This window comes from Marinifaba aquimaris (genome assembly GCF_013328345.1).
Classification (GTDB): Bacteria; Pseudomonadota; Gammaproteobacteria; order Enterobacterales; family Alteromonadaceae; genus Marinifaba; species Marinifaba aquimaris.
This window is the reverse complement of the sequence record NZ_JABULX010000003.1, coordinates 78,306-100,501: the sequence shown is the minus strand read 5'-3', so window position 1 is coordinate 100,501 and position 22,196 is coordinate 78,306. Positions and strand designations below refer to the sequence as shown.

22 protein-coding genes are annotated in these 22,196 nt (G+C 40.7%); 12 read left to right on the top strand and 10 right to left on the bottom strand.

The features are described from left to right. Positions 1-7: 7 nt before the first annotated feature. The gene (gene gspC / locus HR060_RS03050) at positions 8-988 is read right to left on the bottom strand and encodes a type II secretion system protein GspC (RefSeq protein ID WP_174198800.1); all 981 of its coding nucleotides are present in this window, start codon (positions 986-988) and stop codon (positions 8-10) included. A 205-nt stretch (positions 989-1,193) separates the two neighbouring features. Between gspC and hslR the strand changes: the two genes are divergently transcribed. The 4 genes from hslR to HR060_RS03030 all read left to right on the top strand — a co-directional run bounded on the left by hslR (position 1,194) and on the right by HR060_RS03030 (position 5,235). Beyond that, positions 1,194-1,622 carry a ribosome-associated heat shock protein Hsp15 gene (hslR, locus tag HR060_RS03045; protein ID WP_174198799.1) on the top strand — a complete coding sequence of 143 codons (429 nt, stop codon included), beginning with the start codon at positions 1,194-1,196 and terminating at the stop codon, positions 1,620-1,622. Between the two features lie 7 nt (positions 1,623-1,629). Continuing rightward, a complete protein-coding gene (gene hslO, locus HR060_RS03040; RefSeq protein WP_174198798.1) occupies positions 1,630-2,490 on the top strand; it encodes an Hsp33 family molecular chaperone HslO in 861 nt (286 codons plus the stop codon). Positions 2,491-2,722: 232 nt separating this feature from the next. After that, the gene (locus HR060_RS03035; RefSeq protein WP_174198797.1) at positions 2,723-4,279 is read left to right on the top strand and encodes a phosphoenolpyruvate carboxykinase; all 1,557 of its coding nucleotides are present in this window, start codon (positions 2,723-2,725) and stop codon (positions 4,277-4,279) included. A gap of 80 nt (positions 4,280-4,359) precedes the next feature. Next, entirely contained in the window at positions 4,360-5,235 is an 876-nt protein-coding gene (locus HR060_RS03030) for a hypothetical protein (protein ID WP_174198796.1), read from the top strand. Here HR060_RS03030 and envZ read toward each other — a convergent pair. Together envZ and ompR are read right to left on the bottom strand one after the other, a co-directional pair. Next, positions 5,232-6,527 (bottom strand): two-component system sensor histidine kinase EnvZ, encoded by a 1,296-nt coding sequence (gene envZ / locus HR060_RS03025; protein ID WP_174198795.1) that lies wholly within the window; start codon positions 6,525-6,527, stop codon positions 5,232-5,234. The genes HR060_RS03030 and envZ overlap by 4 nt on opposite strands. A gap of 187 nt (positions 6,528-6,714) precedes the next feature. Further along, positions 6,715-7,437: an osmolarity response regulator transcription factor OmpR gene (ompR, locus tag HR060_RS03020; protein ID WP_174198794.1), complete on the bottom strand. Its 723-nt coding sequence runs from the start codon at positions 7,435-7,437 to the stop codon at positions 6,715-6,717. Positions 7,438-7,701: 264 nt separating this feature from the next. Between ompR and mdh the strand changes: the two genes are divergently transcribed. After that, a complete protein-coding gene (gene mdh, locus HR060_RS03015) occupies positions 7,702-8,640 on the top strand; it encodes a malate dehydrogenase (protein ID WP_174198793.1) in 939 nt (312 codons plus the stop codon). A 92-nt stretch (positions 8,641-8,732) separates the two neighbouring features. Here mdh and ispB read toward each other — a convergent pair whose 3' ends face one another. Beyond that, positions 8,733-9,704, bottom strand: a complete 972-nt coding sequence (ispB, locus tag HR060_RS03010; RefSeq protein ID WP_174198792.1) for an octaprenyl diphosphate synthase — start codon at positions 9,702-9,704, stop codon at positions 8,733-8,735. A gap of 424 nt (positions 9,705-10,128) precedes the next feature. On the opposite strand from ispB, the gene rplU reads away from it, so the two are divergent. The 4 genes from rplU to folA all read left to right on the top strand — a co-directional run bounded on the left by rplU (position 10,129) and on the right by folA (position 12,640). Next, a complete protein-coding gene (rplU, locus tag HR060_RS03005; protein ID WP_174198791.1) occupies positions 10,129-10,440 on the top strand; it encodes a 50S ribosomal protein L21 in 312 nt (103 codons plus the stop codon). An 18-nt stretch (positions 10,441-10,458) separates the two neighbouring features. Further along, complete coding sequence (gene rpmA, locus HR060_RS03000) at positions 10,459-10,716, top strand: 50S ribosomal protein L27 (RefSeq protein ID WP_174198790.1); 258 nt, start codon at positions 10,459-10,461, stop codon at positions 10,714-10,716. 141 nt (positions 10,717-10,857) lie between these two features. Next, a complete protein-coding gene (cgtA, locus tag HR060_RS02995) occupies positions 10,858-12,024 on the top strand; it encodes an Obg family GTPase CgtA (RefSeq protein WP_174198789.1) in 1,167 nt (388 codons plus the stop codon). A gap of 127 nt (positions 12,025-12,151) precedes the next feature. Next, on the top strand, positions 12,152-12,640 hold the full coding sequence (gene folA / locus HR060_RS02990; protein WP_174198788.1) for a type 3 dihydrofolate reductase: 489 nt from the start codon (positions 12,152-12,154) through the stop codon (positions 12,638-12,640). A 19-nt stretch (positions 12,641-12,659) separates the two neighbouring features. On the opposite strand, the gene HR060_RS02985 is transcribed toward folA, so the two are convergent. After that, on the bottom strand, positions 12,660-13,700 hold the full coding sequence (locus HR060_RS02985; RefSeq protein ID WP_174198787.1) for a M48 family metallopeptidase: 1,041 nt from the start codon (positions 13,698-13,700) through the stop codon (positions 12,660-12,662). Positions 13,701-13,702: 2 nt separating this feature from the next. Further along, entirely contained in the window at positions 13,703-14,764 is a 1,062-nt protein-coding gene (locus tag HR060_RS02980) for a YjgN family protein (RefSeq protein ID WP_174198786.1), read from the bottom strand. Positions 14,765-15,081: 317 nt separating this feature from the next. Here HR060_RS02980 and HR060_RS02975 point away from each other — a divergent pair, with 317 nt between their 5' ends. Beyond that, complete coding sequence (locus HR060_RS02975) at positions 15,082-15,597, top strand: hypothetical protein (protein ID WP_174198785.1); 516 nt, start codon at positions 15,082-15,084, stop codon at positions 15,595-15,597. 11 nt (positions 15,598-15,608) lie between these two features. Next, positions 15,609-16,433, top strand: coding sequence for a lipase family protein (locus HR060_RS02970; protein ID WP_174198784.1), 825 nt, complete (start codon positions 15,609-15,611; stop codon positions 16,431-16,433). 40 nt (positions 16,434-16,473) lie between these two features. Here HR060_RS02970 and HR060_RS02965 read toward each other — a convergent pair whose 3' ends face one another. Then, entirely contained in the window at positions 16,474-16,656 is a 183-nt protein-coding gene (locus HR060_RS02965) for a DUF6435 family protein (RefSeq protein WP_174198783.1), read from the bottom strand. A gap of 245 nt (positions 16,657-16,901) precedes the next feature. Further along, the gene (locus HR060_RS02960) at positions 16,902-18,824 is read right to left on the bottom strand and encodes a hypothetical protein (protein ID WP_174198782.1); all 1,923 of its coding nucleotides are present in this window, start codon (positions 18,822-18,824) and stop codon (positions 16,902-16,904) included. A 228-nt stretch (positions 18,825-19,052) separates the two neighbouring features. Between HR060_RS02960 and HR060_RS02955 the strand changes: the two genes are divergently transcribed. Next, positions 19,053-20,921: a glycosyltransferase family protein gene (locus HR060_RS02955; RefSeq protein ID WP_174198781.1), complete on the top strand. Its 1,869-nt coding sequence runs from the start codon at positions 19,053-19,055 to the stop codon at positions 20,919-20,921. A gap of 38 nt (positions 20,922-20,959) precedes the next feature. Here the strand turns inward: HR060_RS02955 and HR060_RS02950 are convergent, their stop codons facing one another. Both HR060_RS02950 and HR060_RS02945 read right to left on the bottom strand, forming a co-directional pair. Next, positions 20,960-21,190: a hypothetical protein gene (locus HR060_RS02950; protein WP_174198780.1), complete on the bottom strand. Its 231-nt coding sequence runs from the start codon at positions 21,188-21,190 to the stop codon at positions 20,960-20,962. A gap of 18 nt (positions 21,191-21,208) precedes the next feature. Then, on the bottom strand, positions 21,209-22,183 hold the full coding sequence (locus HR060_RS02945) for a sensor histidine kinase (RefSeq protein WP_174198779.1): 975 nt from the start codon (positions 22,181-22,183) through the stop codon (positions 21,209-21,211). Positions 22,184-22,196 lie beyond the last annotated feature (13 nt).

Sequence of the window (22,196 nt, the reverse complement as noted above, 5' to 3'; positions counted from 1 at the left end):
CAATTACCTAGTTAAGAGAAACAAATGTTTCTATTAATTCGCCATTGCGATTTACGATTAAGCTCGCTTCGCTGGCCGTTCTTAATTCTTGCATCGCAGTCATTGCCTGCGACAAATCCGTTAGGTCATAGCCATTAATCTCAACGGCAATATCACCAGAGCGCAATCCAAACGCTTTAAATAGTTCTACACTTTTACCTGGGCGAATACGGTAGCCAATTAAATTGCCTGTTTCTCTGTCTTTAGCAGGCGTAGCTTTTATGTATTCGTTGATTTTTCCAGGGTCAGATAAAATTTCTTTGCGGTATTCATCGACTTTAGCAGCACTGGTTTTATCTAAACGTCTTTTAGTTTTACTACTATTATCGGGTTTAGTTCGATCAGCGCTCGGTTGATTTGCATTTGCTGACACTTTTTGACTTTGGGCGAGCTTAGTATATTCGGCCCCTTCCAGCATGAGTGTTTCGCGTTTACCCCTTTGCTCTAAGATAACGCGATCGGAAAAAATTTCTTTAATAACAGCACTTGTGCCTTTTATCTTCTCTTCAATACCGTAAGTTTCTTGTTGGCCTGACTTTTCAATAATGACAGCAGCCAATTTAGGATCGTTACTCGCAACCACACCGCTCAGTTTTAAATTGAGTCGAGTGATCGGCGCTTCAGTGGTCTTAGGTTTAGGGCGAGTTACGGGTTTATTGTACTGACCGAATAAATTGAGGGATTTGATGGCCGTTAAATCATACTCATCAGCAGATGATTGTGCATAGATATCAACCTGTGCACCTGTATCGATAACAGCATTACGGCTTTGGCTATCGGCAAAGAACATCCAAGTGAGCTGAGACAGCATCCAAATTAGATAGATAGCTAACACGCATTGTGCGGTAAAGCTCAATTTGACGTGATCTAGCTTCTTGTCTTTGGTCAAGATAAAGCGATCAATTTTTAGTTGGCTTGCCACTTGGGCTATTTTGGATTCTACAGACATAAATTTTTATAATAATTATTCGCGCCGACGTAAACGAAAAACAATAACAAAGAAAAATGACAAAATTACGTTAGCAACCTAATACTACGGCTTGAGCCTAGTCACAACAAGCAAAAATGCGATAAAATCACAGTATTAATTCCATACAGTGCAACGACAGATTACACATGTTAATAAATTGTTGCAAAATAAATTTTATATCAGCATGGGCAAAGTAACGAACTCTAAAGAAAAAAGCCAGTCTACTGAGGCAGTTAGGTTGGATAAGTGGCTATGGGCTGCACGTTTTTACAAAACAAGAAGCCTCGCCAGTGAAATGATCAAAGGCGGTAAAGTAAAGTATAACGGTCAGCGTATTAAACCGAGTAGAACGGTTGAAGTGGGTGCAGTTATTACGATGCAAGCAGGCTTTGATGAGAAAGAAGTCAATGTGCTTGGCATTGCAGAAAAACGTAAAGCAGCACCAGAAGCACAAAAACTCTATCAAGAGACCGAGCAAAGCTTAGCCAAACGCGAGCAACGCGCACTTGAGCGCAAAGCGGCGGTCAATATTAACCCGAGGCCATTGTCCCGCCCTGATAAAAAGCAGCGCAGACAATTGATTCAGGTAAAACACCAATTAGACAATGAATGAGAAAGCAATGAAAACACAGGATCAACTTCATAGATACCTATTTGAAAACGCAGAAGTACGCGGTGAAATTGTTCAATTAGATGAAACCTATAAAACGATGGTCGAGAACCACGACTACCCTGCACATATTCAAACTGTGCTAGGTCACTTGCTTTCTGCTACTAGCTTGCTAACCGCTACGTTAAAATTTGAAGGTGACATAGCCGTTCAAATTCAAGGTGATGGCCCAGTTAAGTACATGTCAATCAACGGCACTGACCAACAAGATTTACGCGGTGTTGCTCGTTACCATCAAGAACCAGAGTCAAGCCGACTTTCCGATGTTATTGGTAAAGGCTTTTTAGTTATTACTATTACCCCTACTCAAGGTGAGCGTTACCAAGGTGTTGTCGCACTAGAGCACGAAACGCTAGCTGAATGCTTACAATCATACTTTGAACAATCGGAACAATTAGCTACAAAATTATGGTTATTTACCGATATTCAAAATGAAAAAGCAGGCGGTATGTTATTACAAGTATTACCTTCTAACGCAGATAGCCATTTGCAAGACTTTGAACATTTAACAGCTTTAACTGATACGGTAAAAATGGAAGAAGTGCTGGATTTAGATGCTCAAGACGTGCTTTATCGTTTATATCACCAAGAAAAAGTACAATTATTTGAACCCAAAAGCATTCGATTCAACTGTGGTTGCTCTCGAGATAAAAGCTTAAATGCCATCGCGAGTATTAACGCCAGCGAACTTGAGTCGATCATCGAGGAACAAGGGCAAGTTGCTACTCGTTGTGAATATTGCTTAACCGACTACATCTTTAGTAAAGAAGATTTATTGCCTTTGTTACAAGGCAGCGACACCCAGCAATAAACACATCGCGAAACATACGCCCAGCGATTTTATTTTGACTTAGCTCAAAGCGCAATCAGTGTTGCGAGCTAAGCTTAGATTAGGTGCTTACGTGCAATAATCTTGTCATCAGTGTAAATCTGTCAACACTGGTTTCTAGTGAGTTAAAAGGCGTTGAAATTATCCCAATTTGATTTCAACTCCTACACTGCATAGTGAGTTTTAACCAACCTAACCTAAAGGTAACATTGCTATGAACACGGCGACTCATGCCTCAGCTCTATCTAGTCTTTATCTCAACTTAACTTCCGCTGACTTGGTCAGTCACGCGATCAAAAATGACGAAGGAAAACTCAGTGCCAATGGTGCATTTGTTGCCTATACAGGTAAAAGGACAGGTCGTTCGCCTTTAGATCGATTTATTGTTAAAGAAGCGTCATCAGAAGCCAATATAGATTGGGGCAAAGTCAATCGTCCATTCGATAGCGAAAAATTTACCCAGTTATGGCAACGAGTTGAAGCACATTTAGCTCACAAAAATAAATACGTTTCAGAGTTACACGTAGGGAGCTGCAATGAATATTACATCCCTGTGCAAATGACGACAGAAACAGCTTGGCACCACTTATTTGGTCGAAACTTATTTATTAGACCAGAGCACTTTAATCCACTTTCAAAAGATAAATGGCAAATACTCAATGTGCCGAGTTTTGTCTGTCAGCCAGAGCGTGACGGTACTCATAGCGATGGCGTTGTTATCGTCAATTTTGCCGAACGCAAAGTACTACTTGCAGGTATGCAATATGCTGGAGAGATGAAAAAATCCATGTTCGCCATTCAGAACTATTTACTGCCAGAACAAGGTGTTTTACCTATGCACTGTTCAGCTAACCTGGGCGAAGATGGCTCGACTGCATTGTACTTTGGCTTATCGGGTACCGGCAAAACGACATTATCAGCCGATCCTGATCGCTATTTAATTGGTGACGATGAACATGGCTGGTCAGATAAAGGCGTGTTTAATTTTGAGGGAGGGTGTTACGCAAAATGTATCGACCTATCGAAAGAAAATGAACCTGTAATCTGGGATGCTATCCGCTTTGGTGCCATTTTGGAAAACGTGGTGATGGATCAACAAGGCGTGCCCGATTATTCGGATACCAGCTTAACTGAAAATACTCGCTGTGCTTATCCACTGGAGCATATAGAAAAACGCAGTGATACTAACCAAGGCGGTTTGCCTAGTGCCGTTATCTTTCTAACATGTGATTTGACCAGTGTGCTGCCACCCGTTTCTATTCTCGATAAACATGCTGCAGCCTATCACTTTCTCAGTGGTTACACTGCATTAGTAGGTTCGACGGAGATGGGCGCAGAAAAAGGAATAAAGAGCACATTTAGTACCTGCTTTGGTGCCCCTTTCTTCCCAAGGCCGGCAAAAGACTATGCTAATTTACTGATTAAGCATATAGAAAAAACAGGTGCACAAGTATTTCTCGTCAATACTGGGTGGACAGGTGGGCCTTATGGTCAAGGTAAACGTTTTGATATTCCAACTACGCGAGCGGTAATCAGCGCTATTGTAGAAGGTAAACTAAAAGGCGTAGCAACAAAGCACCTGGATATTATGAATTTAGCCGTGCCTGTTACCGTACCCGGTGTGGATGATAATTTATTATTACCGCAGCAAACATGGCAAAATCCGGAGCAATATCCAGCTCACGCAAAAGCGCTTGCCCAGCAATTTATTGATAACTTCAAGCAGTATGAAGTCGATCCAACAATTGTAGCCGCAGGCCCTCAGCTATAATTCACAAAAGAGTCAAAGTACTGCTTTGACTCTTCATCCCTGACTGTTTATGCTTAAATAAAAAACAATAAGCATAAACTATGAAACGGAATTTCATTGCCAAACTTGCCTTCGCATTTCTAGCTATCAGTATAAGTACTGCTTGCTTTGCCGAAAAAAACCTTATTATTACGTTAGATCGCGACGACTTATTCGATTTTCACCAAGTTGTAGGATCTAAATCACCGCTAGAAATCACCAATTTCAATCACCCGAATGCAAGACGAGAAGTCGTCGATATTATCCTGCTATTGCAGGCACTCACACTGGGTGGTGTAGACGTGAACATCAAATTTGAGCAAGGTGCTTATTACGCGCGTAATTTATACTTGCTAGAACAAGGAAAGCTCGCGTTAAGCCCTGACACCGTTTGGCAACAAGACATAGATAAAATTAGTGAGCATGTCTATATTTCCGACACCATCATAGAAGATGGAGAGTTTTATGCTGGCTTTTATACCAGCCCGAATAATCATAAAGCGCTAAAAGCGAAAAGTTTAACGGACCTTAAACAGCTAAGATTCGTTTCCAATAAACATTGGTCTGCAGATTGGAAAGCACTGAGTGATTTGTCACCTATCACTCTGGTAGATGAGCCGAAATGGCTATCAATGGCGCGCTCAATTTTGCATGACCACTACGACGCGATGTTGATTTCTTTTCGCTCTGATCCCAGCCTTCAAGTCTACGTACCTGAACTACAAGCGGTGCTAGTACCTATTCCCAATTTAAAAATTCAACTCAGAGGCAGCATGCATTACATCGTCTCTAAAAACCACCCTGATGGTGCTATGTTGTTTAAAGCATTGAACAAAGGGATTGCGATGCTGAAACAGCAAGGTAGGTACAAAAAAGCCTACCAAGAGGTAGGCTTTTTCAATCAATATGCACAGAACTGGCAGCTAATCGAACCTTAATTCACAGTGATCAGCGGAAGTTTAACCAATGCCCTTAAACCACCTTCAGCTCGGTTTTCGATAATAAATAAGCCTTGATGCCCTTCTACTATCCGCTTGATGATGGCTAAACCAAGCCCAGAACCTGTACTCGCTCTCGCTTCATCACCTTGCACAAACGGCTGCATTAGCTTTTCAATTTTCTCTTCTTCTACACCAGGGCCATTGTCTTCAACAGCAAACCAGATCCACTCTTTGTCTGAACCCGATAATACTGTAACTTCACCGCCGCCATAGCGAAAAGCATTTTCAATCATGTTGTTAAGCACGCGTTTTAAACCGACGCGTTTTGCCGGTATAGGCGGGCAAGAACGCAAATCCGTTTCGATATGCTGAGCAGGCTCAAAAGAATTAACCGTTTCAGTAATCAACTGATTAATTTGTGTCACTTCAAAATGCTGATCTTCACCTACTTTAATATAATCAATGAACTGATCGATAATAGCGTTCATATCATCAATATCATTGACGATGCCATCTTTGAAAAAGTCGTCTTCAGACATCATTTCGGTCGCTAGGCGAATACGTGTTAGTGGCGTTCTTAAATCATGTGAAACACCAGCCATTAATAAAGCTCGGTCTTTTTCCAGCTGACTGATATTTTTAGACATATGGTTAAAAGACTGTGTCACCGCAACAATCTCGGATGCCCCACGCTCAGTTAACGCTTCTGGGTATTCCCCTTCTGCAACTTGTTCTGCTGCCTGTTGTAATGCTTTTAGAGGTCGGTTTAAGTGACGAGCAAAGTACCACGCTCCAGTCACAGATAATGCGCCAACGATAAGTAAGTACATAGCCAAAGGTGAAAAGTTAGTTTCATCTAAACCCGCTAGCGGAATTCTCAGCCAAATCGTTTTATCCTGAGGCGGTTTAATCCAAAACAAGTAACGTTTACCTTTGGCAATTCTCACTTCAGTTTCACCGCCGAGTAGTTCGCTCATCTCTTCAGATAAGCTTTGATAATACTGAGCGTCATTGACACCAAGCCTCACCGCTAACTCTTCTGGAAAAACATTAATACCCGTTGCATCGTAATATGCAGCGGCCATTTTAGGATTAATTTTCATCCCCAGTTGCTCAGTAATAAATGCACTTTTAACTTGTTTGGCTAATAAGTGATTAATTTGCTGGTAAGAGGGTTTAACAACGTAGTAGGCAACTGAGACGTAAGAGACAAATTGGTTGATTAGTAGGATGGCACCAATTAAAAGTATGGTTTGACCAAAGGCGCTTTTAGGTAAGTACTTTTTCATTGGCTATTGCAGTCTTATCATTATTATTTAATAGAACAAATAGAGAACCTATTTTTGATGATTCTATTTCAAAATAAATAGCTTTTAGACAAAGCTGTCAAGAAGTGAAACCCCAGTTGCTTATTTAAATCGAACAGCTGGGGTGAAGAACAAAGACAATGCCGTATAAAAGTTATTTATAACTAAACTATTGTTTTCCGTCTGGTACGAACACATACCCTAAACCCCAAACCGTTTGAATATATCTTGGGTTAGTAGGGTCTTCTTCTAACATTCTACGTAAACGCGATACTTGAACATCGATAGAGCGCTCTAAAGCAGAGTAATCTCGGCCACGTGCCAAGTTCATTAACTTATCACGAGAGAGTGGCTCGCGCGGATGTGTCACTAGTGCTTTCAATACAGCAAATTCACCACTGGTTAGCGGCATAGGCTCATCGCCATCTCTAACCATTTCACGTGTTGCTAAATTCAGTGAATATTGACCAAATGTAACCACTTGCTCTTCAGTTGAAGGCGCACCTGGTAATTCCATTGTTTGACGACGTAAAACCGCTTTAATTCGGGCAAGTAACTCACGCGGATTAAATGGTTTTGTCAGGTAGTCATCAGCACCTAATTCTAAGCCGATAATACGGTCAACTTCATCACCTTTTGCCGTTAGCATTAAGATGCTTAAATTGGTCTCTTTTTGACGTAAGCGGCGACAGATTGATAACCCATCTTCACCCGGTAGCATCAGATCTAAAACTAATAAATGAAAGTTTTCACGTTCTAACAGACGATCCATTTGTTCAGCGTCGGCAGCAGCACGTACTACAAAACCTTGCTCAACTAAATAACGCTCAAGCAGACTGCGTAAGCGCATATCATCATCAACGACTAGTATTTTAGTTGTTTCTTGTCCCATCGTTTCAGGCCTGTTTCCATTAATTGATGAATAATATAAATAACTTAGCTCAAGAACGACAAAAAAACTAACACTTTTACATACTTGTTACTTTCTTTTTGTCGGTTTGTTTATAGCTCAGATCATTTTCGCTTAAATAAGGATAAAAAAAGGGTGTTTATAAATGTGATGAATCTATAAAATAAGGCGCAATTATTATGATTTGTCGCCCACATGCACTAAGGTTGCGGCAATTATTGAACTATAAGATCAATGGAGAACAAAATGAAAGTAGCAGTTCTAGGCGCAGCGGGCGGTATCGGTCAAGCGTTATCTTTATTATTAAAAACTCAATTACCAGCTGGTTCTGAGTTATCTTTATATGACGTTGCACCAGTAGTTCCAGGTGTTGCTGTTGATTTAAGCCACATCCCAACTGACGTTAAAGTTGCGGGTTTTGGTGCTGACGATTTAGACGCTGCTTTAGCAGGTTGTGACATCGTGTTAATCCCTGCTGGTATGCCACGTAAACCAGGTATGGACCGTGCAGATTTATTCGCTGTTAACGCAGGTATTATCAAGACTTTATCTGAAGGTATCGTTCGCAACTGTCCAAAAGCTTTAGTTGGTGTTATCACTAACCCAGTAAACGGTACAGTGCCAATCGTTGCAGAAGTATTCAAAAAAGCAGGTACTTACGATAAAAACCGTGTATTCGGTGTAACTTCATTAGACGTTTTACGTTCTGAAACTTTCGTTGCTGAATTAAAAGGCTTAGACGTAAGCGAAGTTAAAGTACCAGTAATCGGTGGTCACTCAGGTACAACAATCCTTCCTTTATTATCACAAGTTGAAGGCGTTTCTTTCACTGAGGAAGAAGTTGCTGCATTAACTCCACGTATCCAAAATGCAGGTACTGAAGTTGTTAACGCTAAAGCAGGCGGCGGTTCAGCTACTTTATCTATGGGTGCTGCTGCAGCTCGCTTCTGTATGTCTTTAGTTAAAGGCTTACAAGGTGAAGAAGTTGTTGACTATGCATACGTTGAAGTTGAAGGCGGTGATGCAGCTTACTTCGCACACCCAGTTCGTTTAGGTAAGAACGGTGTTGAAGAAGTATTATCTTACGGCGAGTTAAGCGCGTTTGAGCAAAAAGCAAAAGACGACATGCTTGCTACATTAAATAAAGACATTCAAGAAGGTGTTGATTTCATCAACGCTCAATAAGATCTTTATTGATACTAAATACTAAAAAAGCCGCTTAAACGCGGCTTTTTTATACTTGAAATAGAGTAAATTTAATCTTTGTTAACGCGTTATTAACTATCTCGCTTAACAGCAATCCAAGCCAAACTCTCCAACGCAGTTTTTGCATCTGAATCAGGTAAGATAGCTAATGAGTCGACAGCTAACTTAGCATGTAATTCCGCTTTTTCACGCGTATAGTCAAGTGAACCCGTTGAACGGATGACTTCAAGTACTGGCTCTAACATATCTAAACCGGCACCATTTTCAATCACACCGCGAATGAGCTGAGCTTGTTCTTCTGTACCATTAGCAATGGCATGAATAAGCGGTAGTGTTGGTTTACCTTCAGCTAGATCATCACCCACATTTTTGCCGATTGATTCACTATCGCCTTCATAATCAAGTAAGTCATCAGCTAATTGGAATGCCGTACCTAAATAACGACCGTATTCTTTTAGCGCGTGCTCAACTTGTTCTGATTGCTCGGCAATAACCGCGGTTAATTGCGTTGCCGCTTCAAATAATTTAGCCGTTTTGCTGTAGATGACATCCATATAGGATTGTTCAGTTGTATCAGGGTCATTGCAGTTCATTAACTGCATCACTTCACCTTCAGCAATGATGTTCGTGGCATCAGCGAGTACTTGCATGATCTTCATACGCTCGAGCGACACCATCATCTGAAAAGAACGAGTATAAAGGAAGTCCCCGACTAAAACTGATGCTTGATTACCAAATAAAGCATTAGCCGTTTCTTTACCACGACGCATGGTTGACTCATCCACTACATCATCATGCAGTAGCGTAGCGGTATGAATAAATTCAATAATGGCAGCTAAACAAAACTGTTTGTCACCTTCATAAGCTAATGCTTTAGCAGCTAAAACGGTAATTAAAGGGCGAATGCGTTTACCACCACTATTGACGATATAAAAGCCCAGTTGTTGAATTAACGCAACGTCACTGTTTAGTTGATCACTAATAAGTTCATTAACCGCTAACATGTCTTTTTCGGTTAAAGATTGGATATCTGATAATTGCATGCTGAAAGGTATAAAAATCCAGAAATTGTCGAGCAAAGTAGTAATTTTGCCCGCTAAAATAAATGATGGCTCAATCTTAATCTATTTATAGTTAAAAAACAGTGCCGTAGTCGAATTAAAACACATTTATAGGTCTTATCTTTACTTAGATAACGATGACTCATCTTCTTGCAAGAAATAACTATCAAGCGTTCCCAACTGAAGCACTCTATCGTGCAACAATAGATTGCTAAGCCGTTAAATTTTTAGTCCTTAGCTGACAGAATCGCATTTGATCATAAATTGATCACAAAACATGCAAATTAATTGATCTTTTTCTTGCGATCGTTTTCGCTTTCACTTAGAATTCGCGCCCTAAATTTAAGAAATGTGCATCAAAGTAGAGAAAAATTCGATGCACGTGAGAACAATGCGGAGTTACGTAATGTACGCAGTTTTCCAAAGCGGTGGTAAGCAACACCGTGTGGCTGAAGGCCAAACTCTTCGCCTAGAAAAAATTGAAGCAGAAGCGGGTTCAACTTTAGAATTCGACAGCGTGCTTTTAGTATCAAACGGTGAAGACATCAAAATTGGCGCACCTGTTGTTGAAGGCGCTAAAGTAACAGCAGAAGTTGTTACACACGGTCGTGGTGAGAAGATTAAGATTGTTAAATTCAGACGTCGTAAGCATTCTCGCAAACAACAAGGTCACCGTCAGTGGTTCACAGAAGTGAAAATCACTGGTATCAGCGCTTAATTATAGGAGTATAACCAAATGGCACATAAAAAGGCAGCAGGTAGTACTAAGAACGGTCGTGATTCAGAAAGTAAACGTTTAGGTGTTAAGCGTTTCGGTGGTGAATCAGTATTAGCAGGTAACATCCTTGTTCGTCAACGTGGTACTCGTTTCCACGCTGGTAGCAACGTTGGTATCGGTCGTGACCACACTTTATTCGCATTATCAGACGGTAAAGTGAAGTTCGAAGTTAAAGGCCCTCAAAACCGTAAGTTCGTTTCAATCGAAGCAGCTTAATTCAGCCTTCCAGCTAGAATTTCTAAAAAGCCTCGCTTGCGAGGCTTTTTTGTTTTCTTAAATAAACAAATCATTCAATACTTAGCGCCAATTCATCAGCGCAAGTATAATTATATAAACTCCACTCTCTTTGAGGTCACTATGAAATTTGTCGACGAAGTAGATATTAAAGTTGAAGCCGGTGATGGTGGTAATGGCGTCATTAGTTTCCGCCGCGAGAAATTTGTCCCTGATGGTGGCCCAGATGGTGGTGATGGTGGTGATGGTGGTCATGTTTTTTTAGTTGCTGACGAAAACCTCAACACACTAATCGATTATCGTTTCCAGCGCTTTCACGCAGCAGAGCGCGGACAAAACGGTCAAAGCCGAAATTGTACCGGCCGTCGTGGTAAAGATTTAGAATTAAAAGTGCCCGTAGGTACACGTGCAACAGATATTGATACTGGCGAACGCATTGGAGACTTGACCAAACACGGTCAAAAGCTGATGGTGGCTAAAGGTGGTTTCCACGGTTTAGGCAATACGCGTTTCAAAAGCAGTGTTAATCGTGCTCCACGTAAAAAAAGTAACGGAACTGAAGGTGACAAACGCAATCTTCAATTAGAGTTACTGCTTTTAGCCGACGTTGGTTTATTAGGTTTGCCTAATGCGGGTAAATCAACATTTATTAGCTCTGTATCAGCAGCTAAGCCCAAAGTAGCCGATTATCCATTCACAACATTAGTACCGAACTTAGGTGTTGTTAGAGCAGGCTCTGGAAACAGTTTTGTAATCGCCGATATTCCGGGTTTAATTGAAGGTGCATCTGAAGGTGCCGGTTTAGGTATTCGCTTCCTCAAACACTTAGAGCGCTGTCGTGTATTACTTCACCTAGTTGATGTAGAACCGATGGATCAGTCAGATCCAGTTGAAAATGCCAATACGATTTTAGCTGAGCTGGAGCAATACAGCCCTGAATTAGCCGCTAAGCCAATTTGGCTAGTCTTTACTAAATCTGATTTGATGTTAGATGAAGACTTAAAGGCAAAGCAGCAAGAAGTACTAGACAACCTTGAATGGGAAGGTCCGGTATTCAGCATTTCTTCAGTAGAGCGCAGCGGCTTGAATGCGTTAACTCAAGACATTGGCCAATGGTTAATTGATAACCCACTGGTCGAAGAAGAAGAGCAAACGGAAGAAAACGTTGAGTTTAAATGGCAGTCTTATCACGATGACGTTATTGCCCAAAGTGAAGATTGGGATGACGAAGATTGGGATGATGACTGGGATGAAGACGACTACGATGTAGAAGTTGAATACAAGCGTTAATTACTCAAAAAGGCCGGTGTGATCACCGGCCTTTTTAATTTCACAATGATAAATTCATTTGTGACTTAATAAGTACAACTCTTTGCATTAACATACCCGCAATACAGCAAACCAACTGGAATAACAAATGACAATATCTATGATAGTGGCAATGACGCCTGACCGTGCTATTGGTAAAGATAATAAACTGTTATGGCATTTACCTGCCGACCTTAAATTTTTCAAAGAAACCACACTTGGTAAACCTATCATCATGGGCCGTAAAACATTTGACTCGATTGGTAGACCTCTACCAGGACGCACGAATGTTGTTGTCAGTCGTAGTAATGAACAGCCTCATCCAGATGTCGTATTAGCCAATGATTTAGACCAAGCAGTAGAAGCTTGTGGTGATGTTGAAGAGGTTATGATCATAGGTGGCGGTTTTATCTATGAAGCATTTTTACCAAAAGCAGATAAGCTGTTTGTCACTGTTGTTGATGCTGATATTGAAGGTGATACCCACTTCCCTGATTTCTTAGCTTCGGAACAATGGCAAGAAGTTGCACGTGTAGAGGGGACTGTTGATGAAAAAAATCCTCTGCCTCATACCTTCTTTACATACCAACGCAAGTAACCTATTAATCAAAGCCAAGCTAATTTGCTTGGCTTTGTTCGACCATCAGCTCAATCTGATTAATCCGGTTTTCAGTTAAAGGATGAGTCGATAAAAACTCAGGTACATCACCTGAATCCTGATAATACTCAGACATTAACTCGAAGCTTTTAATAAAGTCATCACTCGAGGCTTGAATGACAGAATCGGCCTGATGAATTTGTTCAATCGCAAAACGGTCAGCTTGGTATTCAAACTGTCTAGAATAATCCAACTGCAACACAGCCATAGGGATACCGCTAAACACACCTGAAACATCCCCCAAATCATTGAGAAACATACCAAATAGAATAAAAATGCCGAGTTGCTGCAATACATTGCGCAAACCATGACGCTGTTCCACATGACCGACTTCGTGCAGTAACACAGACATAATCCTTTCATCATCGACTAACAATTCAACCAATTCATCGGTGATCACTATATGGCCATTTGGCAAAGCAAAAGCATTAGCCTGTAAATCATTACCTTTATAAAAGTGCAGTTGATAATCATAAGGGGTATCGAGTTGACTAATATAATGCTCAAAATACGAAGCTATGGTACCTCGCTTGGTTAAACTCAGTTCACTATCAGATAAATAGTGCTCAGCGAGTAAATCGAGTGATTGATCACTGACTTGCGCCAAAATTTGTGAGGGCAATTGCTTAGCAATAGAGTCTGCCATAGCCGGGATAGCACTATTAACGAGCCACCAAGCAGTTATACAAGTAACGGCTAAGCTAGCGAGTAAATACAGCCATTTACTCTCTAAAAAATGGGATAACTTATCGATGAAAGGACTTTGTTTAGTAAAAATAGCCGCGAGTGCATCAAAGTCTTCACTGACTAGGCGAGCGCCATTTGGCAAATCAATGTATTGAGGTGTCGAGCCAATTCTCGGAGACAATTCGCACTGTTCGAGCGAAAAATAATGCGCATTATCTGCGATAATAAAATGAATCGTTTGGTCGATTTGCTGAACGGAAACAGGGAGTAGCTGCGCACTACTCCCATCAGAAAAATGAGCGTTAAAGCGCAAAATTACAGCCCTAAGCCCACTTCCATATCAAAGCCATCTGCCACTTCTTGACCAACCGAACTATTGGCTTGTCCATTGTTTGCGGCGACACTCGATAAATCGAGCTCTTTGCTCATAGTAATGTTTTTAGCTAAATAACGGTTCATGCGAATTTTCGCCCAAGGGTAAGCTAAACCTAAGCTGAAAATAATGGCTAATGTGTTAGACAACAAAATAAAGCCATATGTCCAAGGCGAGTGTGTTGTATTAATTTTGCTGTCCGCAAGCTGCGCATTATTGAGCATAAAGCGAAGAATATAGCCGTTAGCGACAAAGCCAATTGCAAACATAGCTAGATAAATGATTGGGCCTAACACTAACATCAACGCCATCACTTGACCGCCGGATTCACTCGAAAGTGCCCCTAAGCCGAAAACAGCGCCAATAACAAAACTTAAAACGACTACGACCCCAATACAACCTAAAAATAAGCCATAAAAAGCGCCCAGAGGTGGTTCAGATTTGAACTCTTGATCGCCCCAATACAAGTTATTCGCAATAAAGCACTTTTGCTGTTTAATTGCATACGGCAATAACAAACCAAAAGGCAGAACAGCTAAAATAGGTAATAATAAAAAGTACCAATATGCCTGCCCTACCTTACCCGTAAATCTAAAACGCACATGGCGATATGACAAGTTATGGTAGTTAAACTTCAAACTTGAAAGTAGAAGTAAAGGCATTAATAAAACAAGTGCGACCATAAAACCAGCTGCGGCCATTGGATAGACACTTGATAAAACGGAATAAGTAATGATAAGTGCAAATGCAATTAAACGACCTTTTAAAATCTGCATTGGGGTCGCTAGATATTGAAATTCGTGATTATCAAAAAAGGTATTACCACACATGTATTGTGATTGGCGAACTTTCGCCCATGCTGAATAAATACCAAGCGTAACAATCGTTAAAGCTAAATTAACAATCCAAATTCTAAAAAACTCTCCCGTTTTTCCTTTAAATTGAAAAGCATAGCTAGTTGAACTGTGTTGCGGTGTTAACTCACCCTGTTGTTGTGTTTCCATGTTTATCTCCTTTTTACAACTTGGTTAATTTAACAACAGATAAACCAGTGAACAAGGGGGATTTACATAACAAAGCTGAAAATAAAAAACTTCATCAAAGATAAATAAAAAAAGCGCTATTGGTAATTATTTTTTTAGATAAGATGAAATCGATTTAAACAGCTTTAAAACCTATTTCAGAAGTATTCTGTTAAAAAGGGACAAAAAACAAACAGGTGTTCAACTAAACTAATCGCTAGCTATCTGGAAAGGGTCAACCTTGCAGTCCAGTATATGGCCCAGCCGTAAGGTTTGTAACATCAACAAAGGACAAAACGATGAAAAAGATTGCTGATTTAACCGAAGTTGAATTTCGCCAGTTGCTCGACGAATACTATGCGCCTACGCCAAAGCGAAGTAAGCTGACGCCTGCGCAAGTACAAACAATTGCCCAGCAACTGAATGAAAAAATAAATGTGCCATTAGTATCTGAATCTAAAGAAGAAAAGATATTGGTCAAAGTGGTGCTAAAAGTTGATAACTACTTATACAACAACTTACCTAATGAGCTTTACGATTTAGTTCGCAGTTTAGATAAAGGCATAGATGATGAAGAAGCTAAACGTTTGATTAAACGCTTATCTGAACTCGCCAATGACTACATAGATATCCCTTACTTACCAGAAGTGGCAGAGTATTTTGCCATACGTTTTGTCATTGCCATTATCATCAATGGTGCCAGAAAGCACTGCGACTTTGCACAAGCCAGTGAGAAGGCATTGAGCATACCCGTACCAACCTCACTACCACCTCATAACCAAACCGACGATGCGTTTTTTCTCTCTCTTGCTTGATGGATCCAGTTATGCGATATACCGACCACCCGATTATTCTCAAACCTAGCAAAGTATTTGATCCACAAACGGCACTGTCATTAGCGGTCTTATGTGCCTTGTCATACAAAGAACCGACAGAAATATCGATTCAAATCAAACGTTGGAAACTAAACCAACCGACGTGCATTTCAGTGTGTAAAAGCGTTGATATTAATACTCAGTGTTTTGTCACCAGTGATAAAGACAATATCATCATCGCTTTTAGGGGGAGCCAAGAAGTACAAGATTGGCTGAGTGATTTTCAAGCTGTGCGTGATCCAGGCCCATTAAAGGGCACCAAAGCACATGGAGGTATTCAGGATGCACTTTACCCAGCCGTGATCAAATTGACCAATGCCATTGATGTAATGCGTGATAACAATCAAAAAATTTGGTTAACCGGCCACAGTTTAGGCGGTGCATTATGTTCTTTGTATGCAGGCATGCTGATTGAAAATGATTATCCTGTTTATGGTATTTATACGTTTGCCAGCCCAAGACCAGGCAACGCAGCCTTTGCTGAGCAACTCAATGCTAAAGTGTTAGGACCTCACCACAGGGTAGTGAACGAAAATGATATTGTGCCACACTTACCTCCTGAGCCTTTTTTCAGTCACCCTGGAAATCGCATTATATTAAGGACTGACTTTTCAACCGCTGAAGATGAAACAACTTGGTGGCAACAAAGGGTAAATGCGCTTGAGGTATTTGTTGAAAAAGTGACGGAGAAATTTGATGTCATTGATAACCACACTTTAATGGGAGATGAACAAAGCTATATTCCCAAGCTGGTCGCGCTGACAAAAAACCAATAATTTACCTGCTCTGGAAGTTTAGAGCAGGTGTAGTGATGAACTAAGAATGGCCTAGTTCTGATTCCATTTCTTCCATTTGCAGCCAGATTTCATCGGCTTCATGAGTCAATTGCATGTACTCTTTTAAGTCGCCGTTGCGTTGCGCAATAGATGCTTGTTGGCGTTTGAAGTCATACTTCTCTTTTAAAAAGATACTAGGGTCACCGTTAAACAAAGAATGCATAAGTTTTCTCCTGCTAGATGATATTGCTTTATACGTAGCTCTTTAAAATTAGTTCAAAACAAGACAATTTCACAGACTAAAAAACCAACAATCGACTAACCCATTATAAAACCTAAAAATATAGTTTTTAATGACCAATAGTCGGTTTTGAGCGCTAATACCGGCAGAAGAAACAGAAAAACAGCGAATTAAAGGGCTAATTTGCTTTAAATCGCTGATTTAACATGAGTTTTAAAAATGTGTAATTAGTTAAGTACTAAATGACCCAATGATTGCGCCCCATCACCCTCTAATACTTCAATTTTAATCGTGTTGACACGTTCAAGCGGAATGTTTTTTGGCAAGCCTAAGTAGTGACGTTTTAGACCGTGGCGCTTTTTTCGATCAGGGTGAATTTTGCGTTCCCATAGCTTTTCATCGTTTTGCCAAAGCGATACGCCATATACATCATTATTATCTAACGACAAGTCGATTTGCCTAACTTGAGTAGGAGCACTAGGCAAGGCAATACTAAGTGGCTTGCGCTCTTCAAGTATCACGTTACCTAATTCATTCCATCGCGCACCATTGTTTTTAATAACCGCTAATTGCCCCAATTCAGCTTGTTGACGTGGACCGGTACGATAATATTCAAAATCAACCAAGTCATTATATTGGCCAAAATTCATCGCTAGAATCGTTTTAAAACGCTGACCAGACCATAAATCGCCTTTAGTGATCACCGATAAATGCTGATAAAACTCGCCGAGATTTTCATCGGCTAACTTTTCGCTCCCCTCAAATACAGCTTGCTGATAACCCTTAGGTACTGGGCGCATATAATGGCCTATCCGCCACTTTTTCTTATACTTAGCAGGCATTCGTGCTAATAATGGATCGGCTAGGGCACAAATATCAATATTGTGTAGGTCGGGCCCTGCATACATGCCCTTATAACCGAGTTGACCACAAGTACTTTTCACATACGTAGGACCTTTTTCAGGGTTAGACAAACGCCACTCAGGTAAGTCGAGATAACGCTGACGATCACCTGATAACAAACCGTATTTCTGGTAATAAAAACCTCTTTCATCTGCAATGCCCGACTTCGCAATTTCAACATTGTGATAACTTGAATCACTCATGATCGGCGTGCTTGGCGATGCAAAGCCAATACTGGCCGCCGCTGCTGCAAATACACCTGTAGCAGCAACCGGTAGACGACCTTGTAGTGAGAGTAAAATACAACAAGTAAATAAAGGCACAGCAAAGAAACGGCCTGACATAAAGTCACCGCCGATCTTGATGATGTAAAGTAAATACAAGGCAACACCAAGCGCTATCAAACGGCTAATGGTTTGTTTGCTCATAAACGTCGTTACAAGGGCAAAAGCAATCACGATTAACGTCAGTGGGTCGCGATTAATAGAATCTAAATAATATTGGAAGCCTTGCATCGCTAGCTCACCACCTGCAATCCCCATCCCAAGCTTGGCATAAGCAGTATTAGGCAGAGGAAAACCGTAATAGAACAGCGAGATGAGAATCCAAGTAAAGACAGGAATACCGGCTAATAACGACCATTTAATAACACTAATAGGTTGGCGCAATTGGAAGGCTTTGTAAGCGAGTAAAGGTAGCGCTACCAAAATAAGATCTGGACGGGTTAAAAACATCAAGCCCGTTAGTAATGCTAGTCTAAAGTACTGCTTAATTGCGTCTTGGCAACTAAATGCTTGCCAAATAAATGTTGCGACGAGAAGCGCAGATAAAGGGTTCTCTAAACCTGATGTTGCATAATCAGTAAAAGACTTAGAAAACAGCAAAGTCACAAAGCCAATAAGTAACCACTCGGTCGACTTAGCAACTTTCTTCGCCCAAATGTACATAGCCGCAGCCAAACAGGTAAAAGCGACGATGTAAGCGGCGTAAAATACATTGCCAATTAACCAGGTCACAGCGGAAACAATCATAAACCACAAGGGGTGAGTGTAGGCTTGAGCCCGTTCACCAACGTTATAGACTGCGCCATAACCATGAACAAAGTTTAAAACCGAGCGAAAGGTAATTGCCGCGTCATCAGAAATCCAGGCCGTTCGAATAAACACCATGACAAAACACAGAGATAAGAAGACCAATAAATAGCGATATGTTGCTTGCAAATTAAAAGAAGAGTTTGCCTGTTCCATGCTTATTGTTATTATAATGTTAAAAATATGTAGCTCAGTATATACGCATTCAAACGTGAAATGTAGTAGCGAATCGCGTCATCTGAGTAATTCATCGACTAGTTTTTCGACTAGCGTAAAGGATAATTAGCATACAATGGATTGTATTAATCTCCATGTCTTTTATTATCCTAATGCACCAAGCTCGTGCAATGCACTAAATAACAATAATAAAATGAGACAAAACAAGTGATTAAATTAAAACCCACAACACTAGTCGGCATCGGCTTAGTGGCCAGTTTCATTACCGTACTGTTTTACCACGCCAGTTACTACTATCCATTTATTTCTGATGATACGTTAATTTCCTTGCGATATTCGGCGCGATTGTTAGCTGGTGAAGGTTTGACATGGACAGAGGGCATCCCGGTTGAAGGCTATTCGAACTTGCTTTGGGTATTGCTTATTGCTTTGCTTGGTTGGTTTGGCATGGACTTGGTTGATGCCTCCCGAGTGCTCAGCTTCGCTGGTATGAGCACCATTATGATTGCCATCGCTTATTGGTACAGCCAAAAGGATAATTTCAAAACCAATACCTTTGCTATTTTCATCTCCTTAGCCTTTTTAGCGTTAAGCGGTCCTATCGCAGTATGGGCAATTGGTGGTTTAGAACAACCTTTATATGCAGCCTGTATCGCAGCGGCATTACCCTTTGCATATCACATTGTTGAATCAAACAAAGTAGAAAAAAACAGTATTATCGGTTTATCAATTGCGCTGGGGCTTGCCTGTATCACTCGCCCTGATGGCCCTTTATTTACGGTGGCATGCGCAGCCGCTTTTTTCATTTACGGCTTGTGGTCAAAACGTCAGCATATCTTTTTAACGTCATTTTTAATCTTGCCTATTACAATAGGTTTTTTCTTAGCTCAGTTAGCCTTTCGCCTCTATTACTACGGAGAATGGGTACCTAATACGGCATTAGTTAAAATTGCCCCTTCGAGCCATCATTTCTTAAATGGCTTTAATTATTTTAAAGATGGCTTTTTATCACTCGCACCTTTCTCTATTTTGGCCGTGGTGGCCATGGTAGGTTTACTGTTTAGCCCTAAATCACGCCCCAAAGCACTTATTTTATTACTGATGTTTGTACTTTGGTCGAGCTATATGGTTTTCATTGGTGGCGATATTTTCCCTGCTTATCGTCATCACGTTCCATTGATGGTTGTTTTTGCTTTTGCCATTGCCGAAGGTGCCAAATTTATCAGTTTGCAATTAGCTGAAGATAAGGCCAAATGGCACTTTGCCAGTATATTAATCGGCTGTAGTTTATTGGCACCGCTGAGCTATTTACAATTTAATGAAGAGCGCAACCACAAAGCGGTGACAGAGCGCTGGGAGTGGGATGGAAAACGCATTGCTGAAACCTTAAAAGCCGCTTTTGATAAAGAGCAGCCACTAATGGCCGTGACAGCAGCAGGTTGCCTACCCTATTGGTCGGAACTGCCATCATTAGATATGTTAGGTTTAAATGACTACTACCTGCCGCGCAACCCACCAGCTGACTTTGGTAAAGGCTTTTTAGGCCATGAATTGGGTGAAGGTAAATATGTCATTGAGCAAAACCCAGATCTCATCATCTTTCATATGGGTATGCGTCCTATCTTCAGAAGTGGCCGAGAATTAAATGATATGCCTGAGTTCCATGACAACTATATCCCACAACAGGTGCGTATTTCAGGTAACCGCCAACCGAGTACTATTTACTTCAATAAGAAAGGTAACAATATCGGTATTCAACAAGCGGACGATAAGATCATTATTCCAGGTTACTTATTCAAGAATGATAAGAGTAACCATCTATACCTGAACGAAGACAATAAGTTAGTTAATACGCTAAAAGCGAGGCAGTCTATGGTGATACATTTGGATAATGCCGAGCAGACGAAATGGGATGTCAGCATAAAATCACCTGATTCATACTCATTGATGGCTCAACAAAGCCAATCAGGCGAAAAATTAACACTGGTATTAGTCTCAAAGAGCAATCGTGCGGTAGATGTTGAACAAGTCGTGCTCACCGCTAAAACGGGTACCATGAGTCGTCAGGCAAAATAGTTTGTAGTTGTGGTTTTAGCTAACCTGAAACATTTGGGTTAGCTAAAATTTATTGATGCAGCAAACTGCTCAGCTTGTACCTGATAGCTGAACTCCCAGCCTTGCCCTATCGCCACACCCTCTACAATTTTTAATCCAATACCTAAGCCAGAGGTACTTTGCCCGACCTTGATTGAATTAGACAAAGTCAGTTGATTGGCCGTCAATTGCAGTTCAATTTCATCGTCACCACTGTGATTAATGGCATTAACAATTAAATTGGTCAGCACGAGTTCAAATTCCGCTTTTTAACCCATTAATTCAGCCGATAATTGACCTGCTACAACCAGTTTTTTATGTGCTTTTTGCAATGGTTCTTGCATTAACTCAACCACTTCTATGAGAGTCTCTTGGTAATAGGCATGCTCAGTTAACGTATTTTTCCTCTCTCGAGCTAAATTCAGTAGCACACTGATCATATCTTCCATTTGCTTGGTCGCACACTCAATTCTGGCGATGGGTTTTGCCAAATGCGGTGCATTTTTTTCAGACAGTTTCAATAGCTCTGTTGCACCTTTTATGATGGTTACAGGTGTTCTTAGTTCATGACTGGCAAACTGACTAAATGCTTGTTCGCGTTTGATAAATTGTGCGGTGCGCACCGCATAATCAGCAATTGTTTGATTTAAAAGCCCTCGTTCATTGTCGTGATAGGCATAGTGGTTTTGATAAGTTTGTTCGGGGTGTTGGGCGTGTTGCTTCACCTGCTCAATCAGCTGATACATGGGTGCTAAAGAGCGTTTTAACACCAACTGGAAAAATAAAAAGTAAGCGATGACTAGGCTAGCAAATCCAAACCAAATGAAATGCAAAAACAACTGCTCAATTTCTTCACTGAGCTCCAACTGATTAACATCATAAATAAACAACCAAGCTTTATTTGCAAAAAAACTGACTGCATAGTGATAATCTCGATCATCTGGGTGATCAATTTCACCTATACCAGCGGGCATTTCAGGCCAATTTTCGAGGGTTTTCAAATATGCTTTTGGTAGCGCATCACCTTGCTGATACAAAGAAAAATTATCATTGAGCTTTAATGGCTTCCCTTGAGTATAAGCCGACTGATATTGTTCAACCAGAGTCGATAACTGGCGTTCAAAAATATAGTCCTCCAGGTTTTTCGTCACGGCAAAAATAACAGCCAAACTCACTAAAGCAAAGAGTGTAAAACCTGCAAAAAACGTTAACTTTACCCGTTGTGACAAGCTCAAATGTTGCATTTTAAATAGCCTA

Excerpts from the sequence above, each read along its gene's own strand:
- rpmA (WP_174198790.1), top strand. The coding sequence starts at position 10,459 with ATGGCACATAAAAAGGCAGCAGGTAGTACTAAGAACGGTCGTGATTCA.
- envZ (WP_174198795.1), bottom strand. The coding sequence starts at position 6,527 with ATGAAAAAGTACTTACCTAAAAGCGCCTTTGGTCAAACCATACTTTTA.
- cgtA (WP_174198789.1), top strand. The coding sequence starts at position 10,858 with ATGAAATTTGTCGACGAAGTAGATATTAAAGTTGAAGCCGGTGATGGT.
- gspC (WP_174198800.1), bottom strand. The coding sequence starts at position 988 with ATGTCTGTAGAATCCAAAATAGCCCAAGTGGCAAGCCAACTAAAAATT.
- hslR (WP_174198799.1), top strand. The coding sequence starts at position 1,194 with ATGGGCAAAGTAACGAACTCTAAAGAAAAAAGCCAGTCTACTGAGGCA.
- folA (WP_174198788.1), top strand. The coding sequence starts at position 12,152 with ATGACAATATCTATGATAGTGGCAATGACGCCTGACCGTGCTATTGGT.
- rplU (WP_174198791.1), top strand. The coding sequence starts at position 10,129 with ATGTACGCAGTTTTCCAAAGCGGTGGTAAGCAACACCGTGTGGCTGAA.
- HR060_RS02960 (WP_174198782.1), bottom strand. The coding sequence starts at position 18,824 with ATGGAACAGGCAAACTCTTCTTTTAATTTGCAAGCAACATATCGCTAT.
- ispB (WP_174198792.1), bottom strand. The coding sequence starts at position 9,704 with ATGCAATTATCAGATATCCAATCTTTAACCGAAAAAGACATGTTAGCG.
- HR060_RS02980 (WP_174198786.1), bottom strand. The coding sequence starts at position 14,764 with ATGGAAACACAACAACAGGGTGAGTTAACACCGCAACACAGTTCAACT.
- hslO (WP_174198798.1), top strand. The coding sequence starts at position 1,630 with ATGAAAACACAGGATCAACTTCATAGATACCTATTTGAAAACGCAGAA.
- HR060_RS02970 (WP_174198784.1), top strand. The coding sequence starts at position 15,609 with ATGCGATATACCGACCACCCGATTATTCTCAAACCTAGCAAAGTATTT.
- HR060_RS02975 (WP_174198785.1), top strand. The coding sequence starts at position 15,082 with ATGAAAAAGATTGCTGATTTAACCGAAGTTGAATTTCGCCAGTTGCTC.
- ompR (WP_174198794.1), bottom strand. The coding sequence starts at position 7,437 with ATGGGACAAGAAACAACTAAAATACTAGTCGTTGATGATGATATGCGC.
- HR060_RS02945 (WP_174198779.1), bottom strand. The coding sequence starts at position 22,183 with ATGCAACATTTGAGCTTGTCACAACGGGTAAAGTTAACGTTTTTTGCA.
- HR060_RS02965 (WP_174198783.1), bottom strand. The coding sequence starts at position 16,656 with ATGCATTCTTTGTTTAACGGTGACCCTAGTATCTTTTTAAAAGAGAAG.
- HR060_RS03030 (WP_174198796.1), top strand. The coding sequence starts at position 4,360 with ATGAAACGGAATTTCATTGCCAAACTTGCCTTCGCATTTCTAGCTATC.
- mdh (WP_174198793.1), top strand. The coding sequence starts at position 7,702 with ATGAAAGTAGCAGTTCTAGGCGCAGCGGGCGGTATCGGTCAAGCGTTA.
- HR060_RS03035 (WP_174198797.1), top strand. The coding sequence starts at position 2,723 with ATGAACACGGCGACTCATGCCTCAGCTCTATCTAGTCTTTATCTCAAC.